This is a genomic window from Rhodanobacter sp. C05 (assembly GCF_002001165.1).
GTDB lineage: Bacteria > Pseudomonadota > Gammaproteobacteria > Xanthomonadales > Rhodanobacteraceae > Rhodanobacter.
The window spans coordinates 100898-123476 of record NZ_MUNQ01000008.1; the positions used below are offsets into that span (position 1 = coordinate 100898).

The 22579-nt window shown below is 61.0% G+C and carries 15 protein-coding genes and 1 pseudogene; 12 read left to right on the top strand and 4 right to left on the bottom strand.

The features are described 5' to 3' along the window. The first annotated feature begins 404 nt into the window (after positions 1 to 404). The 8 genes and pseudogenes from B0E51_RS06495 (at position 405) to B0E51_RS06525 (ending at position 11380) form a co-directional block, all read left to right on the top strand. Positions 405 to 1499 carry a glucokinase gene (locus B0E51_RS06495; protein WP_077444086.1) on the top strand — a complete coding sequence of 365 codons (1095 nt, stop codon included), beginning with the start codon at positions 405 to 407 and terminating at the stop codon, positions 1497 to 1499. Between the two features lie 23 nt (positions 1500 to 1522). After that, entirely contained in the window at positions 1523 to 3163 is a 1641-nt protein-coding gene (locus tag B0E51_RS06500) for an alpha-L-fucosidase (protein ID WP_077444087.1), read from the top strand. A gap of 5 nt (positions 3164 to 3168) precedes the next feature. Beyond that, positions 3169 to 4272, top strand: a complete 1104-nt coding sequence (locus B0E51_RS06505) for a glycosyl hydrolase family 18 protein (RefSeq protein WP_077444345.1) — start codon at positions 3169 to 3171, stop codon at positions 4270 to 4272. A 182-nt stretch (positions 4273 to 4454) separates the two neighbouring features. Then, entirely contained in the window at positions 4455 to 7460 is a 3006-nt protein-coding gene (locus tag B0E51_RS06510; RefSeq protein WP_077444088.1) for a TonB-dependent receptor, read from the top strand. Between the two features lie 196 nt (positions 7461 to 7656). Next, positions 7657 to 9864, top strand: a complete 2208-nt coding sequence (locus B0E51_RS06515) for a family 20 glycosylhydrolase (RefSeq protein WP_077444089.1) — start codon at positions 7657 to 7659, stop codon at positions 9862 to 9864. A gap of 188 nt (positions 9865 to 10052) precedes the next feature. Beyond that, on the top strand, positions 10053 to 10178 hold the full coding sequence (locus B0E51_RS19865) for a glycosyltransferase (RefSeq protein ID WP_343124660.1): 126 nt from the start codon (positions 10053 to 10055) through the stop codon (positions 10176 to 10178). A 15-nt stretch (positions 10179 to 10193) separates the two neighbouring features. Further along, a pseudogene (locus tag B0E51_RS06520) lies at positions 10194 to 10886 on the top strand (glycosyltransferase family 2 protein); the annotation flags it as partial. After that, entirely contained in the window at positions 10883 to 11380 is a 498-nt protein-coding gene (locus tag B0E51_RS06525; protein ID WP_077444090.1) for a hypothetical protein, read from the top strand. The pseudogene B0E51_RS06520 and the gene B0E51_RS06525, both read left to right, overlap by 4 nt. Positions 11381 to 11511: 131 nt before the next feature. On the opposite strand, the gene B0E51_RS06530 is transcribed toward B0E51_RS06525, so the two are convergent. From B0E51_RS06530 to B0E51_RS06545, 4 genes are all read right to left on the bottom strand, one after another. Beyond that, positions 11512 to 11964 (bottom strand): PA2169 family four-helix-bundle protein, encoded by a 453-nt coding sequence (locus B0E51_RS06530; RefSeq protein ID WP_077444091.1) that lies wholly within the window; start codon positions 11962 to 11964, stop codon positions 11512 to 11514. Positions 11965 to 12179: 215 nt separating this feature from the next. Then, positions 12180 to 13022, bottom strand: a complete 843-nt coding sequence (locus B0E51_RS06535) for a hypothetical protein (RefSeq protein WP_077444092.1) — start codon at positions 13020 to 13022, stop codon at positions 12180 to 12182. A gap of 298 nt (positions 13023 to 13320) precedes the next feature. Then, on the bottom strand, positions 13321 to 14001 hold the full coding sequence (locus B0E51_RS06540) for a ribonuclease H-like domain-containing protein (protein WP_254424435.1): 681 nt from the start codon (positions 13999 to 14001) through the stop codon (positions 13321 to 13323). Between the two features lie 215 nt (positions 14002 to 14216). Next, complete coding sequence (locus B0E51_RS06545) at positions 14217 to 16625, bottom strand: DEAD/DEAH box helicase (protein ID WP_077444094.1); 2409 nt, start codon at positions 16623 to 16625, stop codon at positions 14217 to 14219. Between the two features lie 202 nt (positions 16626 to 16827). Between B0E51_RS06545 and lexA the strand changes: the two genes are divergently transcribed. The 4 genes from lexA to B0E51_RS06565 are packed head-to-tail and all read left to right on the top strand — an operon-like array spanning position 16828 to position 22567. After that, on the top strand, positions 16828 to 17448 hold the full coding sequence (gene lexA / locus B0E51_RS06550) for a transcriptional repressor LexA (RefSeq protein ID WP_077444095.1): 621 nt from the start codon (positions 16828 to 16830) through the stop codon (positions 17446 to 17448). Further along, a complete protein-coding gene (gene imuA / locus B0E51_RS06555) occupies positions 17448 to 18071 on the top strand; it encodes a translesion DNA synthesis-associated protein ImuA (RefSeq protein ID WP_077444096.1) in 624 nt (207 codons plus the stop codon). The genes lexA and imuA overlap by 1 nt, the downstream gene beginning before the upstream one ends. Positions 18072 to 18083: 12 nt before the next feature. Then, entirely contained in the window at positions 18084 to 19487 is a 1404-nt protein-coding gene (locus B0E51_RS06560; protein ID WP_077444097.1) for a DNA polymerase Y family protein, read from the top strand. Further along, on the top strand, positions 19484 to 22567 hold the full coding sequence (locus B0E51_RS06565; RefSeq protein ID WP_077444098.1) for an error-prone DNA polymerase: 3084 nt from the start codon (positions 19484 to 19486) through the stop codon (positions 22565 to 22567). Before B0E51_RS06560 ends, B0E51_RS06565 begins: the two co-directional genes overlap by 4 nt. Positions 22568 to 22579 lie beyond the last annotated feature (12 nt).

Sequence of the window (22579 nt, forward strand, 5' to 3'; positions counted from 1 at the left end):
AAGGGGACTGGAGCGCACCGCTCGAAGTGGTCGACGGCCAACAACCTGCGGGACGACGCGAGCCTGTCTGTAATCTTGTTATTTTTCGCCCGCACCGGCCCTCAATAAATCGGGCGCGGGTGTCCCGGGGCGCGTGCATAAAGCAATGACTTACAGGCAATCGCGACGCAATGGGTCGTGATTCGAAAAATTGTGTTGCGGTGCGACTTGCCTCGATCTAAATTCGGCCTATAAGCTCCTAGCAGCTAAATATGAATTAGATATTCACATATGAAATAGGAGGGTGCGCTGGGGATGACCCAGAGCGGCCGTTGGGGATTACCGGGAGAGGAAATGCAGAGCCCGATCAAGCTGAGTCACGATGCAACGGTTCCGTCGTGTCACGGCGCCGGACCACGTCGCGTATGAAAGGCGGCTACCAGCGCTATTGCCAGGCCGGGAATGCCTATTCCCTTTCGTCCGATGCTGCGCGGGAAGCAGCTACGTCATCTGGATCGGCGGTTTCGTTTTGCGGCAAACCCTTCCTTGCCGCCGATGTAGGCGGAACCCACGCGCGCATAGGGCTAATGGCGTTTCGACCGGGTCAGCCTGCACCCGTTGTGCTTGCCTACCACGTGTACAAGTGCGCCGAGTACATGGGCTTGGATGCCATCGTGTGCGCGTTCTGCGATGAGAAGGCGGTCAAACCGTACCGCCTTGTGCTCGCTTGCGCGGGCTTTTTGCATGAAGGCGTCGTCGTCAACAGCAACCTGCAGTGGCCGATCGTACCCGCTGCGCTCGAAAAGGCGGCGGGTCTGAGTGACATCAAAGTGCTCAACGATTTTGAAGCGCTGGCCTATGGCACAGCCTATCTGGATGCGAGCAGTGTCACTCCGCTGCATAACCCGCGACGGGATGAAGAAGCAGCCACAGGTTCCGTGGTCATCGTTGGCCCCGGTACCGGGCTCGGCGTAGCGGTGCGTTTGCCCGATGCACAGCCGAAGGTGTTGGCGACCGAAGCGGGGCATATCCAGCTGGCCGCTCGCGTGGGACGCGAGCAGCAGGTGCTGGCCGAGCTGACGCAGGTCGACACGCATGTCCCCTATGACGCCGTGTTGTCCGGTCCCGGACTGCTGCGTCTGTATGGCGCGCTATGCCGTATCGAGCGAATACCCGTCGTGTTCCACGAACCCACCGCGATCACTGCCGCGGCATGTGCTGGCACGAATGCGATGGCAATGGAGACCTTGCAGCTGTTCTGCGGATGGCTCGGTTCTTTCCTTGGCGATCTGGCGATGTTGTATGGCGCAACGGGCGGTATCTACCTCGCCGGTGGGTTTCTTTCGCGCATGACCGCGTTTGTTGAAAAGAGCACGTTCACCAGTCGTTTTCTCGACAAGGGCGTGATGCGTCCGTTTTTGCAAACCATCCCCGTCCACGTGGTTGATCACGCGCAGCTCGGTGTCATCGGCGCGGCGAGTTGGCTGATGAGTCGCGAAACAGAGGGCAAAACCGCATGAGCAAGAGGCTTTCGGGAATATCGATGACAACGCATGCGTGCAAGTTGCGCCGCGCCGGCCTATGCCTAGGTTTTGTCGTTGCATCCTGCGGCATGACGGTCGCCGTAGCTGCCGATGGCACGCATGCCATGACCCCACCGGATGCGGCGACGATCGAACAACAATGGGTGACGGCCAACCGTCCCTACGACGAGGCACGCCAGGCCATCCTTGCACAGACGCACAAAGTCGCCTGGCAAGGGCCCATGCAACCGGATTGGCAGAGCCTGACCGGATACAGCACGCCGGAATGGTATCGGGACGCCAAGTTCGGCATCTTCATCCACTGGGGCGTGTATTCGGTGGCGGCTTACAAAGGCGAGTGGTATCCGCGCCATGCCTACGAGCGCACCGGCGAGTACGCCAACTATTACCAGCATCAGGTGGCTACCTATGGGCCGATGCCCCAGGTCGGCTACAAGGATCTGATCCCGCGTTTCAAGGCCGAGCATTTCGATCCGCAGGCCTGGGCAAAGTTGTTCCGTGAGGCCGGTGCGCGCTACGTGGTGCCGGTTGCCGAGCACCACGATGGCTTCGCCATGTACGACTCGAAACTATCCGATTGGACCGCGGTGAAGATGGGGCCGCACCGCGACGTGATCGGCGAACTGGCCAAGGCGATCCGCGCGCAGGGCATGAAACTGGGTCTGTCATCGCATCGGGCCGAGCACGACTGGTTCTACGAATACGGACGCACCTTCAATTCCGACGTCAACGATCCGCGCTACGCCGCGCTGTACGGTCCGGCGCATCCGTCGGAATCGGCCAAGGGCGAAGACGGTCAGGATGTGGATTGGACGTTTGTGTCCGACGCCTATCTCGACGACTGGCTGGCTCGTTCGTCCGAGATCGTGCAGGACTATCACCCGGACCTGATGTACTTCGACTGGTGGGTCGGCCAGCCGCGTTTTCGCGGGGCCCTGACCGAGTTCGTCGCGTTCTACTACAACCAGGCGGCAGCGCGGAAGCAGCCGGTCGTGCAGTTCTACAAGCTCGACGACATGCGTCCCGGCACCGGCACGATGAACATCGAGCGCGGGCAGGCGGCGGATATCCGCCAGGAGCCGTGGCAGACCGAAACCTCGGTCAGTCCCGATTCGTGGGGATACGCCGAAGGCGATACCTACAAGTCGCCTGACGAGATCGTGCAGTTGCTCGCCGATGTGGTCAGCAAGAACGGCAACCTGCTGCTCAACATCGGTCCCAAGGCCGACGGCACCATCCCGCCGCAGGCAACGCACATCCTGGAGGCGGTCGGCCAGTGGCTGCGCGCCAACGGCGACGCGATCTACGGAACACGGCCGTGGCGGCGCTTCGGCGAAGGTCCGACCCAGGTGGTTGCCGGCACGATGGAGGACACCAAGACCAAGCCGTACACCGCGGAGGATTTCCGCTTCACCACGAAAGGCTCGCAACTGTACGCCATCGAGATGGCGTGGCCGGCGACGGGCCATGCGCTGATCCATTCGATCGGCCCGGCGATGAAGGTCGCCTCGGTGACATCGTTGGCGACCGGCAAGCCAGTCGTATTCAAACAACAGCCCGACGGCCTGCGCCTCGATTTGCCGGCACAGCCGGCCGGCGTGCATGCCTATGTGTATCGCATCGGAATGGAAAGTCTCTGATGCGGATACTTACGACCATGATGAAACACCTGTTCGTCCTGCTGTGCCTGATCCTGCCGTTCGGCGCATCCGCACAGGCGCCGAGTGCGCTGTTCTACATGCTGGACTCGCAGAAATCGATCGACTCGTTCGTGCATCACGCCGACAAGATCGATGTGCTGGCGCCGACCTGGTACAACGTGGACGAGAACGGTCTGGTCTCCGGACAGCCCAATCCCTACGTGATGCAGGTCGCCAAAACGAACGGCGTGACGGTTATGCCGATCGTTTCTGGGGGCGGCGATCGTGCGAAGTTTCATCAATTGCTGGGCGACGAGAAGGCCAAGCAGGCGATGATCGCCTCGCTGATCGAGCAGGCCACACTACACGGCTTCAGCGGCTTCCAGTTCGATTTCGAGAACATCGCCTGGACTGATCGCGACGCGCTGACGTTGTTGACGAAACAGACGGCCGAGGCACTGCACAAGCACGGCCTGCAGTTGTCGATGGCGGTGGTGCCCAATGCACCTGGCTACGCCGGTCGCGGCGCCTTCAGCAAATGGATGTGGGAATACTGGCGTGGTGCCTACGATCTGAAGGCGCTTGCCAAGGTGCTGGACCTGGTCTGCCTGATGACCTACGACCAGCACACGCGCTGGACCACGCCCGGCCCGGTGGCCGGCATGCCATGGACCATGCAGCACCTGGAGTACGCACTTGCGGTGGTGCCGAAGGACAAGCTCTCGCTGGGCATCCCGCTGTATGGCTACCACTGGTACGCCGGCGACCCGGTCCGCGCGGATGGCAAGGAGTCGTCGAACATTTCGGCCGACTACATCGACGCCGATGAATCACTGCCGCTGGCCAAACAATACGGCGCCACGGTGCAGTGGGATCCGGTCGAACACGAATCCTGGTTCTACTTCTATCGCGACCAGATGCGCGAATGGGTCTTCTTACCCGATGCGCATGCTTTCCGCGATCGCTATGCAGTGGTGAAGCAGTACGACCTGCAGGGATTCTGTTCCTGGGTACTGGGAGCGGAAGATCCGCAGATTTGGGATGAATTACCTGCAACCCGGCGTCGTTCGTCTCAGGCCAGTTCGGCATCTTCATCCAGACAGCAGTAACCGAGGGCGTGGAGGAGGGTTGAAGGCGGCGTTTGATTTGGATCGATGCAGATGTTCATGAGGCCTTCCGTCGAAGATCCGGATGCGTCGAGTGGAAGGTGGCAGCAGGTGGTTTATCGGCTCCGGGTTTGGGGACCCGGGGTTTCACATCACAGATCAGTTTCAACGGGGAGAGGGCAACCATGAGCAAGATCCGTTTTCATCGAAGCATATTGGCCAGTGCACTGGCACTGGCACTGTTCGGGCCGCAGGCATACGCGCAGACATCGACGCAGGATGCGTCGACTACGCCACCATCGAATACGCAACAAGGCCAGCAGGACGAATCGTCAAAGAAGGCCACTAAACTACAGGCAGTCACCGTCACCGGCTCGATGATTCCACGCGTGGAGATCGAAGGGCCGACCCCCGTGATTTCCATTACCGGCTTGCAGATCAAGCAGCAGGGCTTCACCACGCTGTGGGAATTCCTGGATTCGCTGCCGCAGATGGGCCAGCCGCCGCAGGATCCGGCCAGTTGGGGGGCCACCGCGGTGAATGCGCGCCCGGTGAATCTGCGCAACCTGGGTGCGGGCTTCAGCCTGCTGCTGATTAACGGCGTGCGCGTGGTGGATTACCCGCAGCCGCTGGGCGCGCAGAGCAGCTTCCAGAACTACGCAAACCTGCCTAGCGGCATGATCGACCATGTCGAGATCTTGGCCTCCGGTGCCTCGTCGATCTACGGTTCGGATGCGGTGGCTGGCGTGGTCAACGTGATCCTGAAGAAGAACTACCAGGGTGACGAGCTGCAGGTGACTGGCGGCGGCGCCACCCGTGGCGGCCGTTCCTATGGCGACATCAACTTCTTCGGCGGCAAGTCCGGCGAAAACTGGCACATTCTCTACAACGTGGAGAAGTCCAACCGCACGGCCTTGTGGGGCAGCGATCGTCCGTACCAGGATTCGGTGTCCGATGCAGGCTACGGTGCCTGGAACCCGGCCGACCGCATGTTCGGCTACCAGTACGACGCGGCCGGCGCCATCGCCCTCTCCGCGACGAACGGCAATGGCCAGTACATCACGCCGCCGACGGGCACCTGCGGCAAGTTCAGCAACTCGCAGTTGAGCCAGTCGCACAGCGTCAGCACCAGCGGCACCCAGATCACCGGAACGACCGACAACGGTTCCTTCTGCTCGCAGCCCAACCTGTTCCAGAACTGGGTGCTGACGCCGGGCAGCCGCACCAACAACGGTTACCTGGCCGGTGAATACGATTTCAGCAATGGCCTGCAACTCTACGGCTCGGCGGCCCTGTACGACTCGGTGGGTATCTCCCAGACCCAGTTGCCCTTCTTTGGCTACGGCAGCCCGTTCTATGACTCGACCACGGGGCAAACCATCAATGCGCTCGACCGCCAGCTGACCGCGCAGGAAATCGGCACGTCCGCCAATACCCATGACCGCGAGCAGAACTGGAACATCACGGCCGGCCTGCGTGGCACCATGTTCGACGGCAACTTCAACTGGGACTTCAGCCTCAATAGCCAGAAGTACATCGTGCGCGAGGACTTTACGGGCATGGACCAGGCGGCCATGAACAACTTCTTCCTCGGCCAGCAGACGGGAACCACCGCCGGTGGGCTGCCCATCTATGCCATCAACTGGCAGCGCTTCTGGAACCCCATCACGCCGCAGCAATACAGCCAGTTCGCGGTCAATGGCGAGAACACGGCGGAGTCGTCGCTGAACCAGGCGCAGTTCCGCGTCAACGGCGACCTGTTCAAGTTCCCGTGGGTGGACGAGTCGGTGGGTTGGGCAGCCGTGCTGGAAGCTGCAGACAACGATTTCCTGCTGTCGCCGGATCCGCGCGAGGCCAACTCCGCCACCTTCGTGGATCCGTTCTATAACGACAACTTTGGCGGCGGCAGCCGCCAGCGCTTTTCGCTGGGCACCGAGTTCCGCGTGCCGATCGTGAACTCACTGACCTGGACCATCTCCGGCCGCCTCGACAAGTACCACGACGCCAGCAGCGCCGACATTGCCCGCACCTGGGGCACCGGCCTCGAATGGCGTCCGTTCGACAGCCTGCTGATCCGCGGCAGCTACGGCACCAATTTCAAGGCGCCGGACATGGCGGCGATCTACCAGGGCGGCTCCGTCGTACCACAAGGCATTTACGAGGATAATCTGCAGTGCATCAACGCCATCAAGGCGGGCAACACCTCGAGCACTTGGTGCAACGGCGTTATTCAACGTCCCCAGTCGCAGTGGTACCAGGAGAAAACGGTCGGCGGCCCGGACCTGGTGCCGGAGACCGGCCACTCCTGGACCTATGGTTTCGTGTGGCAGGTTCCGGGCGTGGAGGGTCTGTCGGTGTCTGCCGACTACTGGCACATGGGCGTGGACAACGCCATCGAGTACATCAGCCAGAGTACCGTGCTCCAGGACGAGGCTGGCTGCCTTACCGGCTATCAGGCGGACGGCTCAACGGGTTTGTCGCCGTACACCGCGCACGCAGCGGGATCGGCGTATTGCCAGATGGTGATAGCGGATGTGCAGCGCAATGCGGCAGGCCAAATCACCTCAGTGCAATCCGGACCGATCAACGAGGCCTCGCTGTACGTGAGCGGTGTCGATGCCTCGCTGCAGTACAGGCTGAATACCGAGGATTACGGCAATTTCACCACCAGCGTCAACTACACCGACAACCTCGCGTACAAGCAGCGCGTGCTGGCTTCCGACCCGTTGCTGAACACTCGCTACAACAATGTGGCGAGCAGGGTCACCTGGATCGGCACCTGGCAGAAGGGCGACTGGAACGCGTCGCTCTCCGGTGTGCGCGATGGCCGCATGCGCGCGCCAGGCTACGGCAACTGCAACACGCTGCCCAACGGCATCCAGCCGAGCCCGGTGACTGTCGTCAGCCCCGACGGGACGACGGTCGATACCGGCGCCTGCCAGATCGGCGGGGCAAACGTCGCCGACACCGTGTACTACGGCCATGTGCCGACGTGGATCACCTGGAGCGGCTCGATTGGCTGGCAGATCAACCCGGACACCAAGCTGAGCTTCACCGTGTCCAACATCTTCAACAAGGTCTCGTTGATCCCGTACTACGCCGGCGGCTTCGAGTTCGTCACGACGGGGCAGACCGGCAGTGAATACAACGGCCGCGAATTGTTCCTGACGTTCGACTACAAGTTTGACTGATCCATCGCTGCGCCGGGGTGGCTTCGGTGATTGTCGAAGCCACCTCGTTCATCCGGCGCACACGGCTTGGACGTCGCGTGCGCCGGGCCATCGCGCGGGCCGTGGATCGGCCGCGCACGGATAATCAGGATTGCTGCGCAACCCTTCGGGCCTGCCCCTCAGGCAGTGCACGATTCACTCCGCTGGAGTCTGCCTGATGCCAAAGTTTTCCGCGCTGTGCTGTCTTTCCCTGCTGTTTGTGCTGCCGGGAGTCTGCACTGCGAGCGCCATCGCGATCATTCCGAAACCGCAGCAGCTGGTGATCGACCAGGGCAGCTATCGGCTGGATGCGCATACGACGGTTGCCGCGCCCATCGATGCGCGTGCGCGCGAGATTGCCGCCTTCCTGCGCGAGGCAGTGCATGCGCAGACCGGCATCCAGCTGTCCCGCGGCGGATTCGCGCAAGGCATCGAGCTGAAGCTAGACCCGTCCGTCCACGGCGACGAAGCGTATCGGCTGGTGGTGATGGCGAAGGGCGTCACGATCAGTGCAGCCACCGACAAGGGTTTGTTCTGGGGCGTGCAGACGCTACGCCAGTTGCTGCCACTGCGACATGCGGGCACAGCGGATATTCCGGCGTTGCATATCGAGGATGCACCGAGCATGGCGTGGCGCGGGATGATGCTGGACGTCGGCCGGCACTTCTATCCGGTGTCCTTCATCGAGAAACAACTCGACCTGCTCAGCTACTACAAGATCAACACCTTCCACTGGCATCTCACCGAGGATCAGGGCTGGCGTATCGCCATCGAGCGCTATCCTCGGCTCGCCGCCGTGGGAGCTTGGCGCACCGAAGCCGATGGCAGCCGTTATGGCGGCTTCTATACGCAGCAGCAGATCCGCGAGGTGGTCGAATACGCGCGTTTGCGCAACATCACCGTGGTACCGGAAATCGAGATGCCCGGCCACAGCTCGGCGGCATTGGCCGCCTATCCACAACTCTCATGCACTAGGCAGCCCGTGCAGGTCGCGATCACCTGGGGCGTGTTCAAGGATATCTATTGCGTCGGCAACGAGGCCACCTTCACTTTCCTGCAGCACGTGCTCGCTGAGGTGGTTGGCCTGTTTCCTGCGCCCTACGTGCACATTGGTGGCGACGAGACGCCGAAGAATCGCTGGAAGGCGTGCGATTCCTGTCAGATGTTGATGCACGCGCAGGGGCTGGCCGACGAGGACGGACTGCAGAGTTACTTCATCAAACGCATCCAGAAGTACCTGGCCGGCAAGCATCGCACCTTGATCGGCTGGGACGAGATCCTCGAAGGCGGTGCCGACAGGAACGCCATCATCGAGATCTGGCGTGGCGAGGCCGAGGGCCGCAAGGCGCTCGCCAGTGGCAACCGCATCATCAACGCCGGACCGTTCTATCTGGATTCGCCCTCCGCGGAGCTCAGCGTGAAGAAGATCTACGCGACCGATCCCCGGCAAGGTTATGCCAATGCACCGACTGGGTTGTTCCTCGGTGCCGAGGCGCCGTTGTGGAGCGAGCGTGCCACGCCGCTGAACGCGGAAAGCAAACTGTATCCACGCATGCTGGCGTTCGCCGAAATCACCTGGAACGACGGTCCGCGCGACTACGCCGATTTCGAGCGCCGCCTGCAGACGCAATACCCCTGGCTAGATGCCCGGGAAGTGAACTATGGCCCGGAAGACCAGGATCTGGCCACGTTCCATATCGCGCCCGATCCGCACGGCGGCTGGCTGCTGCAAACCACCAGCGGTCTGCCTGGTCTGGTCTTCCACTACACCACCGACGGTAGCGACCCGATGCGGGGTTCTCCCGAATTCACCGACACGCTGGCGATCCATCATCCCGGCACGCTGCAGGTGACGCCGTTCCGCCACGGTCGCGCGATGGATCTGCCGACCCGCTTCACCACGGTCGACAATCTGGCTGCAGGCAAGCCGATCACCTACGCGCAGCCACCGAGCCCGCACTACAGCGGTGCGGCCAACACGCTGGACGACGGACTGCTCGGCAGCGACAACTTCCATGACGGCCAATGGGTCGGCTGGGAAGGTGGCGATCTGGATGCCAGCATTGACCTGCAGCAGCCGACCCGACTGCACAGCGTTGCGGTGGCTTTCATGCAGCAGAGTGGCTCGTGGGTGCTGTTGCCAAAGCAGGTGACGTTCTACGTGTCGGCCGACGGTCAGCACTGGTCGCAACTCTTTGCAAGGACACTCAAGGTCGATGCCGATGATGCGCGCCCGCTGGTGCAACGCATCGAGTTCAGCAGCCCCGTATCGATCAGCACGCGCTATGTCCGCGTCAAGGCGGAGAACTATGGCGCGCTGCCGTCCGATAGCGCGGGTGCCGGTCACAACGCGTGGTTGTTCACTGACGAAATCATACTGCACTGAGCCGCACCGATTCATCCATACGAAATTTTTCATGCAACATCGCGACAGGAACTAGGTGACATAACGGCAATCCCAGTGACTAATCAACCAAAATTTCACACAGAAACGATCCTGCCCTCGATAACTTTCAAGCTGCATGACGTATGCGATTAACGCGCATTCTGAGAGCCGCTTGAAAGGAACACCTCATGTCTGATCAGTCCACATCGTGGTGCGTACTTATCCCGTGTTTCAACGAGGAAAAGGCGATCGGCGAGGTCGTTTCGTCGGCAACGAAGTTGGGTAGGCCAGTCATCGTGGTCGACGATGGTTAAGAGGATCGTACGGCAGAGATCGCTTCCGAATTTCCAGTCGAGCTACTTCGGCATACCCACCAGCGTGGCAAGGGTGAAGCACTGCGAACAGGGTTTCGGCATGCATTGAACATGGGAATTGACGCCGTCGCTACGATGGATGGCGACGGTCAGCATCTAGCTACTGATATTCCACGATTGGCCGCGGTTTCTCGTCTCTATCCACGCGCCGTCATTATTGGCGCCCGTCTGCTGGATCGCGAACAACAACCGGCTTCGCGCCGTCGTGCCAACGAAGTTGCTGATTGGTGGGTTTCCTGGGCATGCGCTCAGCCCATCGTCGACACGCAGAGCGGTCAGCGCTGGTATCCACGCGCAGCATTGGAACTGGTGGACTCCGCCCCGAAGGGCTTCGTATTTGAAACCGCGATCTTGATACGTGCGGCGCGCGAAGCTGGCCTGGATGTTGTGTCGATACCGATCGCGTCACGCTATCAGGTCAACTTTCGTCACAGCCACTTTAGGCCTGTAGTTGATACTTTACGTATCACGGCGCACATCGCCACGTGCATGTTTCGCTACGGGCAACCAGTTTCAAGCTTCCACCGTGCTCAGCTCCGCCCCACGATTGTCGCGGTCCAGTCCGACGGTGCAAGTACGACTCCATCACGCAGCGTTTCAATTGACCAGATGCAAAAGTTGACGCATGGCCGAAGAATGTCCGTATGAAGAAGAGACATGTTTTCAGCACGTCCAATGTGGCCGCGGCGCAGTCCGCCGTGCAGAGCGCACGAACGGCAGGCGTTCCTGATGACGACATTTCATTGATCGCCCGTGACGACATTCAACTGGACAAAATTCCCGATCATCGGCAGGAGCCCAAGGAGGATTTCGGTCGCGGCGGTGCCAAGGGTGTGTTGATGGGAGGAGGCAGCGGCCTGCTGGCGGGTATAGTCGCCATCACCGTTGCACCCGTTGGGCTTACGCTAGCGGGAGTTGCCGCAATGACCTTGGCTGGCGCAGCTGCTGGTGGCTGGGTTGGGATGCTTACCGGTACGGCAGAACCCGATATCGTACGTCGCACGTTCGAGGAAGAAATTGCCGCAGGCCGCGTACTCATCGTTATCGATGGTGATGACCATACGCTCGCCAGCGCTGACGCTGCAATGAAGTCCCTCGGAGCACGCCGGCTTCCGTTCGACGCCCCCACGGCGATGAGTTGAAGATGCCTGTTCGTCTGATCGACTAAGCTTCGCGGTCCGTCGGCCAGATGGCCAATAAATATGAATCGATGGCGCAGGTCTGGCACTCTCGGGTGACAGGCGGGGCATGAATTCTTTATGAAAGGAAGTGGCTACGCACGCCCGGAGCGCCTCAGAGCGCAAGCCTGCTCATGTCCGGCAAGTACCGAAACATAGGACCGCTCAATGACCCCTCTTGTCGGAGGCGAAAGAGTGGGATCGTTCAATGCTTCTTCGTATTTATGCCTGACGCGATTCTCGCTGCATATGACTTCATCGATGATGGCGTCTTCGCCTGAACTCAGAATCTCATGCAGGTTGGCAAACAGACGATATGCAGACCCCATTAGGGAGCCTTGAATTTCGGGATCACCCCCTAATGAGCTGACCTGGGTTTTCAAGGCATCGACCACGTGCTGTCTATCCGCTGACCAGCGCATAAAGCTGCCGCTTATATAGGCGTTATCTATCTTCTTCGCCGCCTCGACGTAGCCTTGAGCGCTATCGATAGTCGTCGTGATGAGATTGTTCAGAACGGCAATATCGTTGGTGTCGTTGTCGACCATGGCAGGCTTCTATCGAACGAATTCAAGAGTCTCCAGAAGATGATTGATGCATTGCCTAGTGTGCGTGAATGAGATATTCAAGGTGCGTGACGACCCCCATCAGTATCTGAATCATTCGATCACCGCGAGACGAAAACAAGGGATCCAATTTGGTATCTCGGTCAATAAAAAGGCCGGTCAATGTCTGACCGGCCATTTCCCTGATCTGGCTTCCCTTAGTTCACTCGGCTTGTCGGACGCGCGGGATATTTGCGCAAGTGATACACGTGATGGATGTGGCTGGCACCTAACCAACCACCAATGGCGGCTGCGAGCAACGCAAGGAAGCTGCTGATGAAGGCAACCCACAATGTCATCGCCAGATAGTGGGCCGTTCGATCCGCGGTCATCTTCGCTTCGGCTCTGGCCAAACCGATCTGCGGGGACAAGCGTTGCAACGCTTGCGCGGCGCTGGCCTGTGTCGTTCCTGTGTCCGCAGCGAGTAGAGCGCTGGCCGTGTCGTCGTGATTCGCGATCAATGCGGCGACGATCGGAGCCGACACACCATGCTCGCGGCCGGTCAGCTGGAACGCGATATTGGCATCCAGAACTGCAACCGCACCTCCACCTGCCATGGCGGATGGGTTGCCGCCGCGCGCGTTATCTCCGTCCGCGTGCATGCCCATCATGCTGCCGTGGCCGGACATGGAATGTCCCAACCCCAAAGCAAGCCAAAGGGCTGTCATGGTGACGGACAGACCCCAGACCGTTACGCCATGAAGTGCGCCCATGGTGTCATCGTTGCGTCCGTCAAACCAACTCGCGAACATACCGCCTAAAAACAGCGCGGCGACCCACGTGATGATCATCCAGATCGCTGTGCCGATACCGATGCCCTTGGCACTCCCCGCGGCATTCCATGCATCAAAACTGGAAAAGCCCAGTGCTAGACCGGCCACGTAAAGCAACCCGGCAACACCCGTAGCAATCAGCCAACCCGCAATCACTGCCCGAAACTTCATGGACGGGTGCAGGTTTCGTTTATCAATATTTACAGAGCTTTCTGGAACGTATGACATGTTCGTCTCCCCGATGGCAAATCGGCTATAACGCTATGCGCTTGATTGAAGAGCGCCGCGACTCAGGCGCAACCGCGCAAGAGAGCGAACAGAATAAGTAAAGGAATGGGAACACCCATAAGCCACAGCAAAACATATCCGATGCCGCCCTTTTGCTTGCCTGGTTCTGAGCCCGTTGTTCGATCATTAACGCCCATGGCATTACCCCTCTCGATAGTTAGTCGACCAAAGCCAGACGGCACCGTTTCAGCGTCGATGCATGAATTTATTGCGCACGGTGTGGATTGGCTGTGATGTTTCAGCGATTGGGGCAATCACACACCACGTCAATTCGCGGCCGGTCGAAGCAACTTTTCGTATCGCCGCACGGGGACGCGGCTAGGCTGGCCATATGCAACAGCACGCCAGCCACGCTCTTCAAGTCCTGCGCGTTGTGCGCCAATACGCGCCTGAGGTTCAGCGCAGAACCTCCGCGCAGATAGGAAAGCCACGCAGCCGGAGCTTCCGAACCAGGCAAATCGTATTCGCGCACTACACCGAGCAGTTCGCGTTCGGCAGTGGCCAAGCGACAGTTCTCCCACACGCCCTTCCAGTGTCGTCGCACCGGATGGAGCAGATCCAGATGACCTAGGCCAGTCAACGGATCCGGCAACCGTGCCAAGCGATAGCGCGTCTTTAGCAGCGGTGAGTCGTAGCATTTACCGTTGTAACTGACGAGTACGGTGTCCGACTGCAGCCACCGGGCAAACGTCTGCAGCATCGCACTCTCTGCACCCATGGTGGTCATTGTCAGCTGGCGCAGGCGGAAGCGTCCGTCGGCCAGCCAGTCCGCGGCACCGATCATCCATGCGCGCGTGCCGGTGCCTCCGGCCAGGCCGGTCGTTTCGGTGTCGAAGTGAAGCAGTCGCTGGTGAGCGACGGGTGCCTCCCATCGCGCGAATGAGGTGTCGATCAACGGGGATGGGCGCCCCCAATCCATGAGCGCTTCAGTGAGGAACAGTCCTGGTGCGATCTCTACTCCGGGGACCATTCGGTCGCTGGGCGGCGCACGCTGCGTCACACCCTGCATTTGTGAGCGTCTCTGAATCAATCGGAGAACGTCGGGTGAAAGGGCAGGGTTTGCAGTAGCCGCTAAGGGTAGGCGCGATTGACCTGATTCCGTGCGCAGCTTTCGCAATCGCGCAGCCAAAGCGCTCACAGTGCCACCAGTAGCGCCAGCACGCGCAATGCCAACGCCTTGGGCGTCGTGGCTGCATCCTCATCAGCGGCAAGCACTGGGCCCACGCAGCCCGGACAGCCACCACGGCAATCGCAGCGTTCGATCAGGGTCATCGACTGCGCCACGAGATCCTCGCGCCGGTTGAACAAAGGCTCGCTCTGACCGATGCCACCGGGAAACGCATCGTAGAGGTAAACCGTCGGCGTAAAAGGGGCGTCAAGCGCCAGAGTGGCAGGCTGCCCGTCGGTGCCGCGGATCTGTCCACGACCCGTGACGTCCGCACTAACGAACCACGCCCCGTCGCCGCTGCCCACCGACTTTTGCAAGTCGCGCGCTTCGGCCATCACCGCAACCGTCGCCACGATGTGCAGGGCGTAAGCCGCTCCGAGGAAACCGTCGAGTGCTTGGTGACGATCTTCGAAGGCGGCATCAAGCACGACTTGCGCAAGCTGCCACCACACCGCCGTCGTGTGTAACTCTTGATCCGGCAGGTTGACCTGACCGAAGCCGATGTTCTCGTGGGAGTAGAAACGAATCTTCTTGTAGCCGGGCACGCGGCGCACGACATGCACTTCTCCGTGGTGCGCCTGCCCACATCCGGCATTGGACGTGTCGAAGCAATCGAGCACCTTGAGTTTCGTGTAGTCGATCGCGTCGGTGTAATAATCCACGTGGGTGCGTGTGACGTAGGCCTTGCGGCCTTCCCAGTCGAGGCATTCCACTTGGTAGGGCACGGACTGAATCATGTGGATGGCGCCCTCGTACAGCGTTACAGGCGCGGCGGTGTAGTCGACTTCCGCGATGATGGTTTGGCGGCCGTTGGTGCGATCGACCACCACGAAGTTGCCATCGGCAACCGAGCGCAAGGACACTACAATGGCTGGATAGCTGTCAGCGATCCACTCCCACCGATCGCCCTCACGATGCAACACGCCTTCCTCGCCCAGCACGTCGAGCCACGGAGTGGCCACTTCGGTGCCGAACATTTCATCACCGATGAAGGGCAGCTCGAAAGCCGCACAGCGAATGTGGTCGAGCAGGATGAGAGGCTGATCGGGCTGGATGCGCGCGTGTTCGGGCGACGCGCCCTGGAAGAATTCCGGGTGTCGAACCAGGTATTGATCGAGTGGATCGGAGCTCGCCACCAACACACCCAGCGCCGACTGCTGCCGGCGACCGGCGCGGCCGAACCGTTGCCAGGTGGCGGCCACCGAGCCGGGATAGCCGTTCAACACCACCACATCGAGCGAGCCGATGTCCACGCCCAGTTCCAGTGCGGACGTGCTCACGATGCCGTCGATGGTGCCGGCGCGCATCTCGCGTTCCGCGGCGCGCCGTTCCTTCGGCAGGTAGCCGCCGCGGTAGGCGCGGATCCGTGCGGGCTTGCGCGGGTCGCTGTCGAACACGTCTTTCAGGTATTTGGTCAGCACTTCGACCATGGTGCGCGACTGCGCGAAGACCAGCGTCTTCATGCCCGACTTGATAGCCAGCCGCGCGATGCGGTTGGTTTGCGAGCGTGCGGATGCCCGCAAACCCAGATCGGGATTGACGACCGGCGGGTTCCACAGCAGCACGTGCTTGTCGCCGGTCGGTGCACCACTTTCCGTGATTGCAGCAACGGCATCCTCGATCAGTGCTTCGGCGTGCTCCTTCGGATTGCCGATCGTTGCGGAGCAGAGAATGAACTGCGGTGCCACGCCATAGAACGCACACACGCGCTTGAGCCGGCGAATCACATTGGCGACGTGCGAACCGAACACGCCGCGGTAGGTGTGCACTTCGTCGATCACGACATACCGCAGGTTCTCGAAGAACTGCGCCCATTTGGTGTGATGCGGCAGGATGGCCTGATGCAGCATGTCCGGATTGCTGACCACGATGTCGCCATGCAGCCGGATGGCTTGGCGCGCGTCACCGGGCGTGTCGCCATCGAAAGTGAAGGCTTTGACGCCCAGGTTCCCGGCTTGGTTGAGTGCGAGCAACTCGGCCACCTGATCCTGCGCCAGCGCTTTCGTCGGGAACAGATACAGCGCCTTGGCGTGCTGCGTCATTGCGGCGGTGATGACCGGCAACGTGTAGCAGAGCGACTTGCCAGAGGCGGTGGGCGTCACGATGGCGACATGTGCGCCGGATTGCGTCGCCGTCCAGGCCTCAGCCTGGTGGCTATACAGCTGGTCGATGCCACGTGAGCGCAAGGCTTGCGCGAGCGCAGGTGGCAGATCGTCGGGTAACGTCGCGAATGACCCTTCACGGCCGGGCACCACGAAAGCACCGGTGATCCTCGCCGCGTACCGCTTCGTGAGGCGCTGGGCCAGCGTGCGGCCGTCGCTCGGGTCACGCAGGACCAGTTCATCGGAGGCGTAGCGATCGAGAAGAGCGTTCATGCGGTGGCCTGGGCTGATGAGGTGAACAAGTGAATCCCGAGGTGATCTCATCCCGTGAGATGACTTCGGGTGACGCTGCGACTGAAGTCGCCTTCGAAGCTGTGTGCGATCACCGCGCTAAACCCTTGATCTGTCTGAGGTGGTTTGGCGGGGTTTTCTTTCATCTTCCATTTTCACCTAAATAGGTGAAACTATGCGAGCCATGACCATCCAGATCACCCAGCGCCAATTGAACGTCCTTGCTTTCATCCGAGCCCGGATTGAGCGGGACGGGCAGGCACCCACGCTTGAAGAAATCGGCGATGCACTGGGGATCGGCAATGTCAGTGCGGTCCTCAAACACGTCCGGTCGCTCGCAGAGAAGGGCCGGCTGACGTTCGAACCAAACCATGCCCGCAGTATTCGGCTGGTACGCGAACCCGATCCGATGGATGCCGACACCTTGGAACTGCCGCTGATCGGTCGCATCGCCGCCGGCGAACCCCTGTTTTCAGAGTCACGGGTCGATCGCAGCCTGCGCGTGTCGCGTTCGCTGTTCCGGTTGCGACCGGACTACCTGGTGAAGGTGGTGGGCGATTCGATGCGCGACGAAGGAATCCTGGACGGTGACCTGGTGGCGGTGCACGCCACGCCGGTGGCCCGTCATGGCCAGGTGGTAGCCGCGCGTGTGGATGGTGACCGTTTCACGATCAAGCGGCTGCACTGGAAGGGTGATGTGATCCGGTTGATGCCAAACAGTCCTGGCTTCAAACCCATCGACGTGGATCCGACCGAAGACTTCGCGATTGAAGGTCTGTTTGCAGGCCTGCTCCGAGGCAGCTGATGAACGCTGCAATTCCACTTTCCGCGTTGCTCGACGCACGCCAAGTCTGGCGTGGTCGTGCTCCCGAATTGCCGATCGGTGATCAGCCCACGGGCTGGCGCGCACTCGATGCCGTGTTGCCTGCAGGCGGTTGGCCGGAGGCCTCGTTGTCCGAGATCCTGCTGCCCGTCGATGGCGTGGGTGAACTTCGCCTCGTGCTACCCACACTCGCGCGGTTGACTCAAGGTCAGCGCCACGTAGTGATCGTGTCGCCACCGTATGCGCCGTGTGTCGCCGGCTGGCGCCAGCAAGGCGTCGACATGCGTCGGGTGGAATTCGTGGATGCCGGCGAGAAGGATGTGCTCTGGGCCACCGAGCAGTGCTTGCGATCAGGAAGCTGCGCCGCCGTGCTGACGTGGCCGCATCACGCTGACGATCGCGCCATGCGTCGTCTGCAGGTGGCCGCGATCACCGGACAGGCGCTTGCTTTCGTGTTCCGTGATCGCTCCCACCTATCCAACGCATCGCCTGCTGCGCTACGTCTGGAACTGGAAGCGTCGCCACGCCCGCAGGTCTGGGTGCGCAAATGTCGGGGCGGCGGCGTGCCCGTCCAGGCTATTCCGTTGCCACGTTCTGTCCATTGATGGCAGCCAGACATGTTATGGACCTGCATCAAACTGCCACATCTGGCGATGGATGGAATTCTCCGCCGCCGCTCCACGGACGAACCGTTGGTACTTGTCGATGGACCGGTCAACGCGCGCACAATTGTTTCCGTCAATGAGACTGCCCGCGCTGCGGGTCTGCACGTAGGACAACGGCTGAGCGCCGCACAAGCGCTGCTTTCGCAGTTCGAAGCGGTCCCGTATGACCGCGAGGCGGTGGAGCGGTGGCACCGGTTCCTGGCTGCCGTGGCTTACCGCTATAGCTCCGAGGTCAGCTTGCTGCCGCATGCGATCGTGCTGGAGGTCAGCAAGAGCATGGGCCTGTTCGGGCCATGGCCACGGCTTGAATCCATGCTTAGGGCCGACTTCACCAACCTAGGATTCCGTCATCGCATGGCAGCGGCGCCGACAGCTCACGCTGCTCATGTGTTGACCACGGTTTCCGACGGAAAAGCAGTACTGTCCTCCGACACGCTGCGCAACGCCCTGCAGCGCGTGCCGATCGCGAAGAGTCGACTGCCCGCGAACGCCCTCGCGGCGTTGCCGAGCATGGGTATTCGCACGGTGGGCCAAGTGCTGGCACTACCGCGGGACGGACTGCGTCGCCGCTTCGGTGCGGAACTGTTGGCGTCGTTGGATCGTCTGACGGGTGATCTTCCTTCTGGCCTGGAGTTGTATCGCCCTCCGGACATGTTCGACCTGCGCATCGAGTTGCTTCATGAGGTGGAGAACCAATCCGCGCTGATCTTTCCAATGCGGCGCATGGTCGATGATCTGGCCGCGTATCTGGCCGGCCGCGATGGCGGGGTGCAGCGCTTCTTGCTTCGCCTGGAGCACCGCGAAGGTCGCTTCACTGATGTCCCAGTGGGATTACTGGCATCGGAACGCGATGGTGCCCTATTGTTCGAGTTCGCACGAGGTCGACTGGAACACGTGACTCTGCCTGAGCCGGTGCTGGCGTTGCGTCTGATGGCCCGCGATCTGCCGGCATTCGTACCCGTGGGACGTGACTTGCTCGACGAGCGACCAGCGAATGCGTTGCCGATCGAGCAGCTGCGTGAGCGGCTGCGCGCGAGGTTGGGAGATGGTGCGGTCTATCGACTGGGCAACACGCGGGACCCCCGACCGGAACGTGCACAGCGCGAGTCCGCGCATGATGAAGTGCCGATCGAGCCGCACCCACGACCTACTTGGTTGCTTCGACGTCCCATTCCGTTGCGTGGCGGACATCCCATCATCCTGGCGGGTCCGGAACGTATCGAAACAGGTTGGTGGGATGGTGGAGAAGTCTGCCGCGATTACTACGTCATCGAGACCTCGCTGGGGCAGGGGGCCTGGGCGTTCTGCGCACCCGATGAACAGACCGGCTGGATGATCCACGGGTGGTTCGCATGACGGCCTACGCGGAACTCCATTGCCTCTCGAACTTCTCCTTCGGCCGTGGCGCATCCAGTGCACACGAACTGTTCGAGCGCGCGAAGACGTGTGGCTACGCGGCGTTGGCGATCACCGATGAGTGCTCGCTTGCCGGTATCGTCCGCGCGCTGGAAGCTTCACGCGAAACCGGAGTGCCGCTGATCGTCGGTTCGGAAATCCAGCTCGACGATGGCCCCAAGATCGTCGTGTTGTGCGAAACCAAAGAGGGCTACACATCGCTGTGCAGTCTCATCACCACGGGGCGGCGCGCATCGGAGAAGGGCACGTATCGCCTCACACGCGCCGACGTGGCTACCGGGCTGCCAGGCACGCTGGTCCTGTGGGTGCCTGAGTTAGTCGTCGACATGGCTCACGGTGGCTGGGTGAAGCAGACGTTTGGCGACCGCGCCTGGCTCGCCATTGAGCTGCATCGCGGACCGAACGACGCACGACGGGTGCATGAACTGGAAGCGATCGGTCGCGAGATTGGTCTTCCACTGGTGGCGGCGGGCGACGTGCACATGCACATCCGGCGACGGCTTGCCCTGCAGCACACGCTCACCGCGATCCGACACCGCGTGCCGGTTGCTGAGGCGGGCGGATTGATCGCACGCAATGGCGAACGGCACCTGCGCCGTCGCCACGTACTTGCCAAGCTCTACCCTGAAACCCTGCTTGAGGTGAGCGCGCGGATCGCCGCCCGTTGCACGTTCACGCTTGACGAGCTGCGCTACCGCTACCCGGCTGAGCTCGTGCCGGAAGGCCACACTGCCACTAGCTGGTTGCGCCAGTTGACGGAGGAGGGTGCGCGTTGGCGCTGGCCCGGGGGCGTGCCTGAGAAAGAGCACAAGCAAATCGAGCATGAACTGGGATTGATCGAAGCACTTCGTTACGAGTCTTATTTCCTCACCGTGCATGACATCGTTCGTTTCGCGCGCAGCCAGGGGATCCTGTGTCAGGGACGAGGATCTGCGGCGAACTCCTCGGTTTGCTTTGCGCTCGGTGTGACTGAGGTTGACCCGGCGAAGATGAACTTGCTGGTCGAACGGTTCATCTCGAAGGAGCGCAATGAACCGCCTGACATCGATATCGACTTCGAGCACGAGCGGCGTGAGGAAGTCATTCAATACATCTACGGCAAGTACGGGCGGGAGCGTGCCGCATTGGCAGCGACTGTCATCTGCTACCGCGGCAAGAGCGCCGTGCGGGACGTAGCCAAGGCCATGGGGCTGCCGCTAGATCAGGTCGATCAGTTGAGCCAAGTGTTTGCCTGGTGGGATGGCGACGAGTCACTCGCCGAGCAATTACGCGAACGCGGGTTCGACCCGGATAGCACGGTTATCCAGCGGATCGTGAAACTCACGGCAGAGATTTTGGACATGCCGCGTCACCTGTCGCAGCACGTTGGGGGTTTCGTGATCGCCGATGCGCCCCTGAGCGAACTGGTGCCGGTGGAGAACGCGGCAATGCCCGATCGCACCATCATCCAGTGGGACAAGGATGACCTGGATACCATGAAATTACTCAAGGTCGATTGCCTGGCGCTAGGCATGCTGACTTGTGTACGCAAGTGTCTGGACCTCCTGCGGGAGCATCGCGGACAGGATTACACGATGGCCATCTTGCCTCAGGACGATCCGGCGACTTATCGGATGATCCAGCGCGCCGACACCATCGGTGTTTTCCAGATCGAGAGCCGCGCCCAGATGGCCATGCTGCCACGCCACCGACCGGAGACGTTCTATGACTTGGTGATCCAGGTAGCCATCGTGCGGCCCGGTCCGATCCAGGGCGACATGGTGCACCCGTATCTACGGCGCCGTCGCGGAGAAGAGCCGGTCGATTATCCCTCGGAGGATCTGAAGGCGGTGTTCGAACGCACGCTGGGTGTACCGCTATTCCAGGAGCAGGTCATGAAACTTGCCATCGTCGCCGCGGGCTATACGGCAGGTGAAGCAGACCAGCTGAGGCGTTCGATGGCTGCATGGAAGCGTCACGGCGGTATGGAAGGTCATCGCGAACGGATCAGCCGCGGCATGCTGGAACGTGGCTACACCGCGGAGTTCGCGGCCCGCCTATTCGAGCAGATCAAGGGGTTCGGGTCCTATGGATTTCCCGAAAGCCATGCGGCAAGTTTTGCTGGCATCGCTTACGCCAGCTGCTGGCTGAAATGCCACGAGCCAGCGGCCTTCGCCTGCGCACTGTTGAACAGCCAGCCCATGGGCTTCTACGCGCCCAGTCAGATCGTGCAGGATGCGCAGCGTCATTACGTGGCAGTGCTTCCAGTCGATGTGCGTCATAGCGATTGGGACTGCACTCTGGAAGTCGACATACGCAAACCGGCAACCTTATCGCCCGCTATACGGCTGGGTTTGCGCCAAATTCGTGGTTTTAGCGAAGCGGCGGCAAAGCGCATCAGTCTTGCGCGCATTGAGCACGCTTTCATCGACTTGGCTGATCTGTGCGCACGCGCTCAGCTGGACAAACGGCATCAGCTACTTCTGGCCGAGGCCAGCGCTTTATCCGGTCTCTCTGGTCACCGCCATCGCGCCTTTTGGGAAGTCGCAGGTGTCGAAGCGCAACTGCCGCTGTTCGGTAACGAAAGTCCTGCCGAGCAGCCCATTGTACTGCCACTACCTTCGCAAGCGGAGAATACGCTCGCCGATTACGCACGCATTGGCCTTACTTTGGGTCCGCATCCTGTCCGCCAGATTCGTGCGCGTTTGCGCGCGGCGCGGTGCATCGATTCCCGCACGTTAGGCTCGCGTCCACATGAGAGCTTTGTTCGGACTGCCGGGTTGGTGACACAACGCCAGCGTCCACAAACAGCTAGCGGCGTCACCTTTATCACCTTGGAAGATGAGTACGGGCCGATCAATGTGATCGTGTGGCGGCAGGTCGCTGAACGCCAGCGTCGCACCTTCCTTGAAGCCCGCTTACTCGGAGTGGAAGGCAGATGGGAACACGTCGATGGAGTCAGTCATCTCATAGCACATCACCTCACCGACATGAGCGCGATGCTTGGTTCGCTTGATAGTCGATCGAGGGATTTTCATTGACTCGCGACACAA

Excerpts from the sequence above, each read along its gene's own strand:
- B0E51_RS06525 (WP_077444090.1), top strand. The coding sequence starts at position 10,883 with ATGAAGAAGAGACATGTTTTCAGCACGTCCAATGTGGCCGCGGCGCAG.
- B0E51_RS06500 (WP_077444087.1), top strand. The coding sequence starts at position 1,523 with ATGACAACGCATGCGTGCAAGTTGCGCCGCGCCGGCCTATGCCTAGGT.
- imuA (WP_077444096.1), top strand. The coding sequence starts at position 17,448 with ATGAACGCTGCAATTCCACTTTCCGCGTTGCTCGACGCACGCCAAGTC.
- B0E51_RS06560 (WP_077444097.1), top strand. The coding sequence starts at position 18,084 with ATGTTATGGACCTGCATCAAACTGCCACATCTGGCGATGGATGGAATT.
- B0E51_RS06510 (WP_077444088.1), top strand. The coding sequence starts at position 4,455 with ATGAGCAAGATCCGTTTTCATCGAAGCATATTGGCCAGTGCACTGGCA.
- B0E51_RS06535 (WP_077444092.1), bottom strand. The coding sequence starts at position 13,022 with ATGTCATACGTTCCAGAAAGCTCTGTAAATATTGATAAACGAAACCTG.
- B0E51_RS06540 (WP_254424435.1), bottom strand. The coding sequence starts at position 14,001 with ATGGATTGGGGGCGCCCATCCCCGTTGATCGACACCTCATTCGCGCGA.
- B0E51_RS06545 (WP_077444094.1), bottom strand. The coding sequence starts at position 16,625 with ATGAACGCTCTTCTCGATCGCTACGCCTCCGATGAACTGGTCCTGCGT.
- B0E51_RS19865 (WP_343124660.1), top strand. The coding sequence starts at position 10,053 with ATGTCTGATCAGTCCACATCGTGGTGCGTACTTATCCCGTGTTTCAAC.
- B0E51_RS06515 (WP_077444089.1), top strand. The coding sequence starts at position 7,657 with ATGCCAAAGTTTTCCGCGCTGTGCTGTCTTTCCCTGCTGTTTGTGCTG.
- lexA (WP_077444095.1), top strand. The coding sequence starts at position 16,828 with ATGACCATCCAGATCACCCAGCGCCAATTGAACGTCCTTGCTTTCATC.
- B0E51_RS06565 (WP_077444098.1), top strand. The coding sequence starts at position 19,484 with ATGACGGCCTACGCGGAACTCCATTGCCTCTCGAACTTCTCCTTCGGC.
- B0E51_RS06530 (WP_077444091.1), bottom strand. The coding sequence starts at position 11,964 with ATGGTCGACAACGACACCAACGATATTGCCGTTCTGAACAATCTCATC.
- B0E51_RS06495 (WP_077444086.1), top strand. The coding sequence starts at position 405 with ATGAAAGGCGGCTACCAGCGCTATTGCCAGGCCGGGAATGCCTATTCC.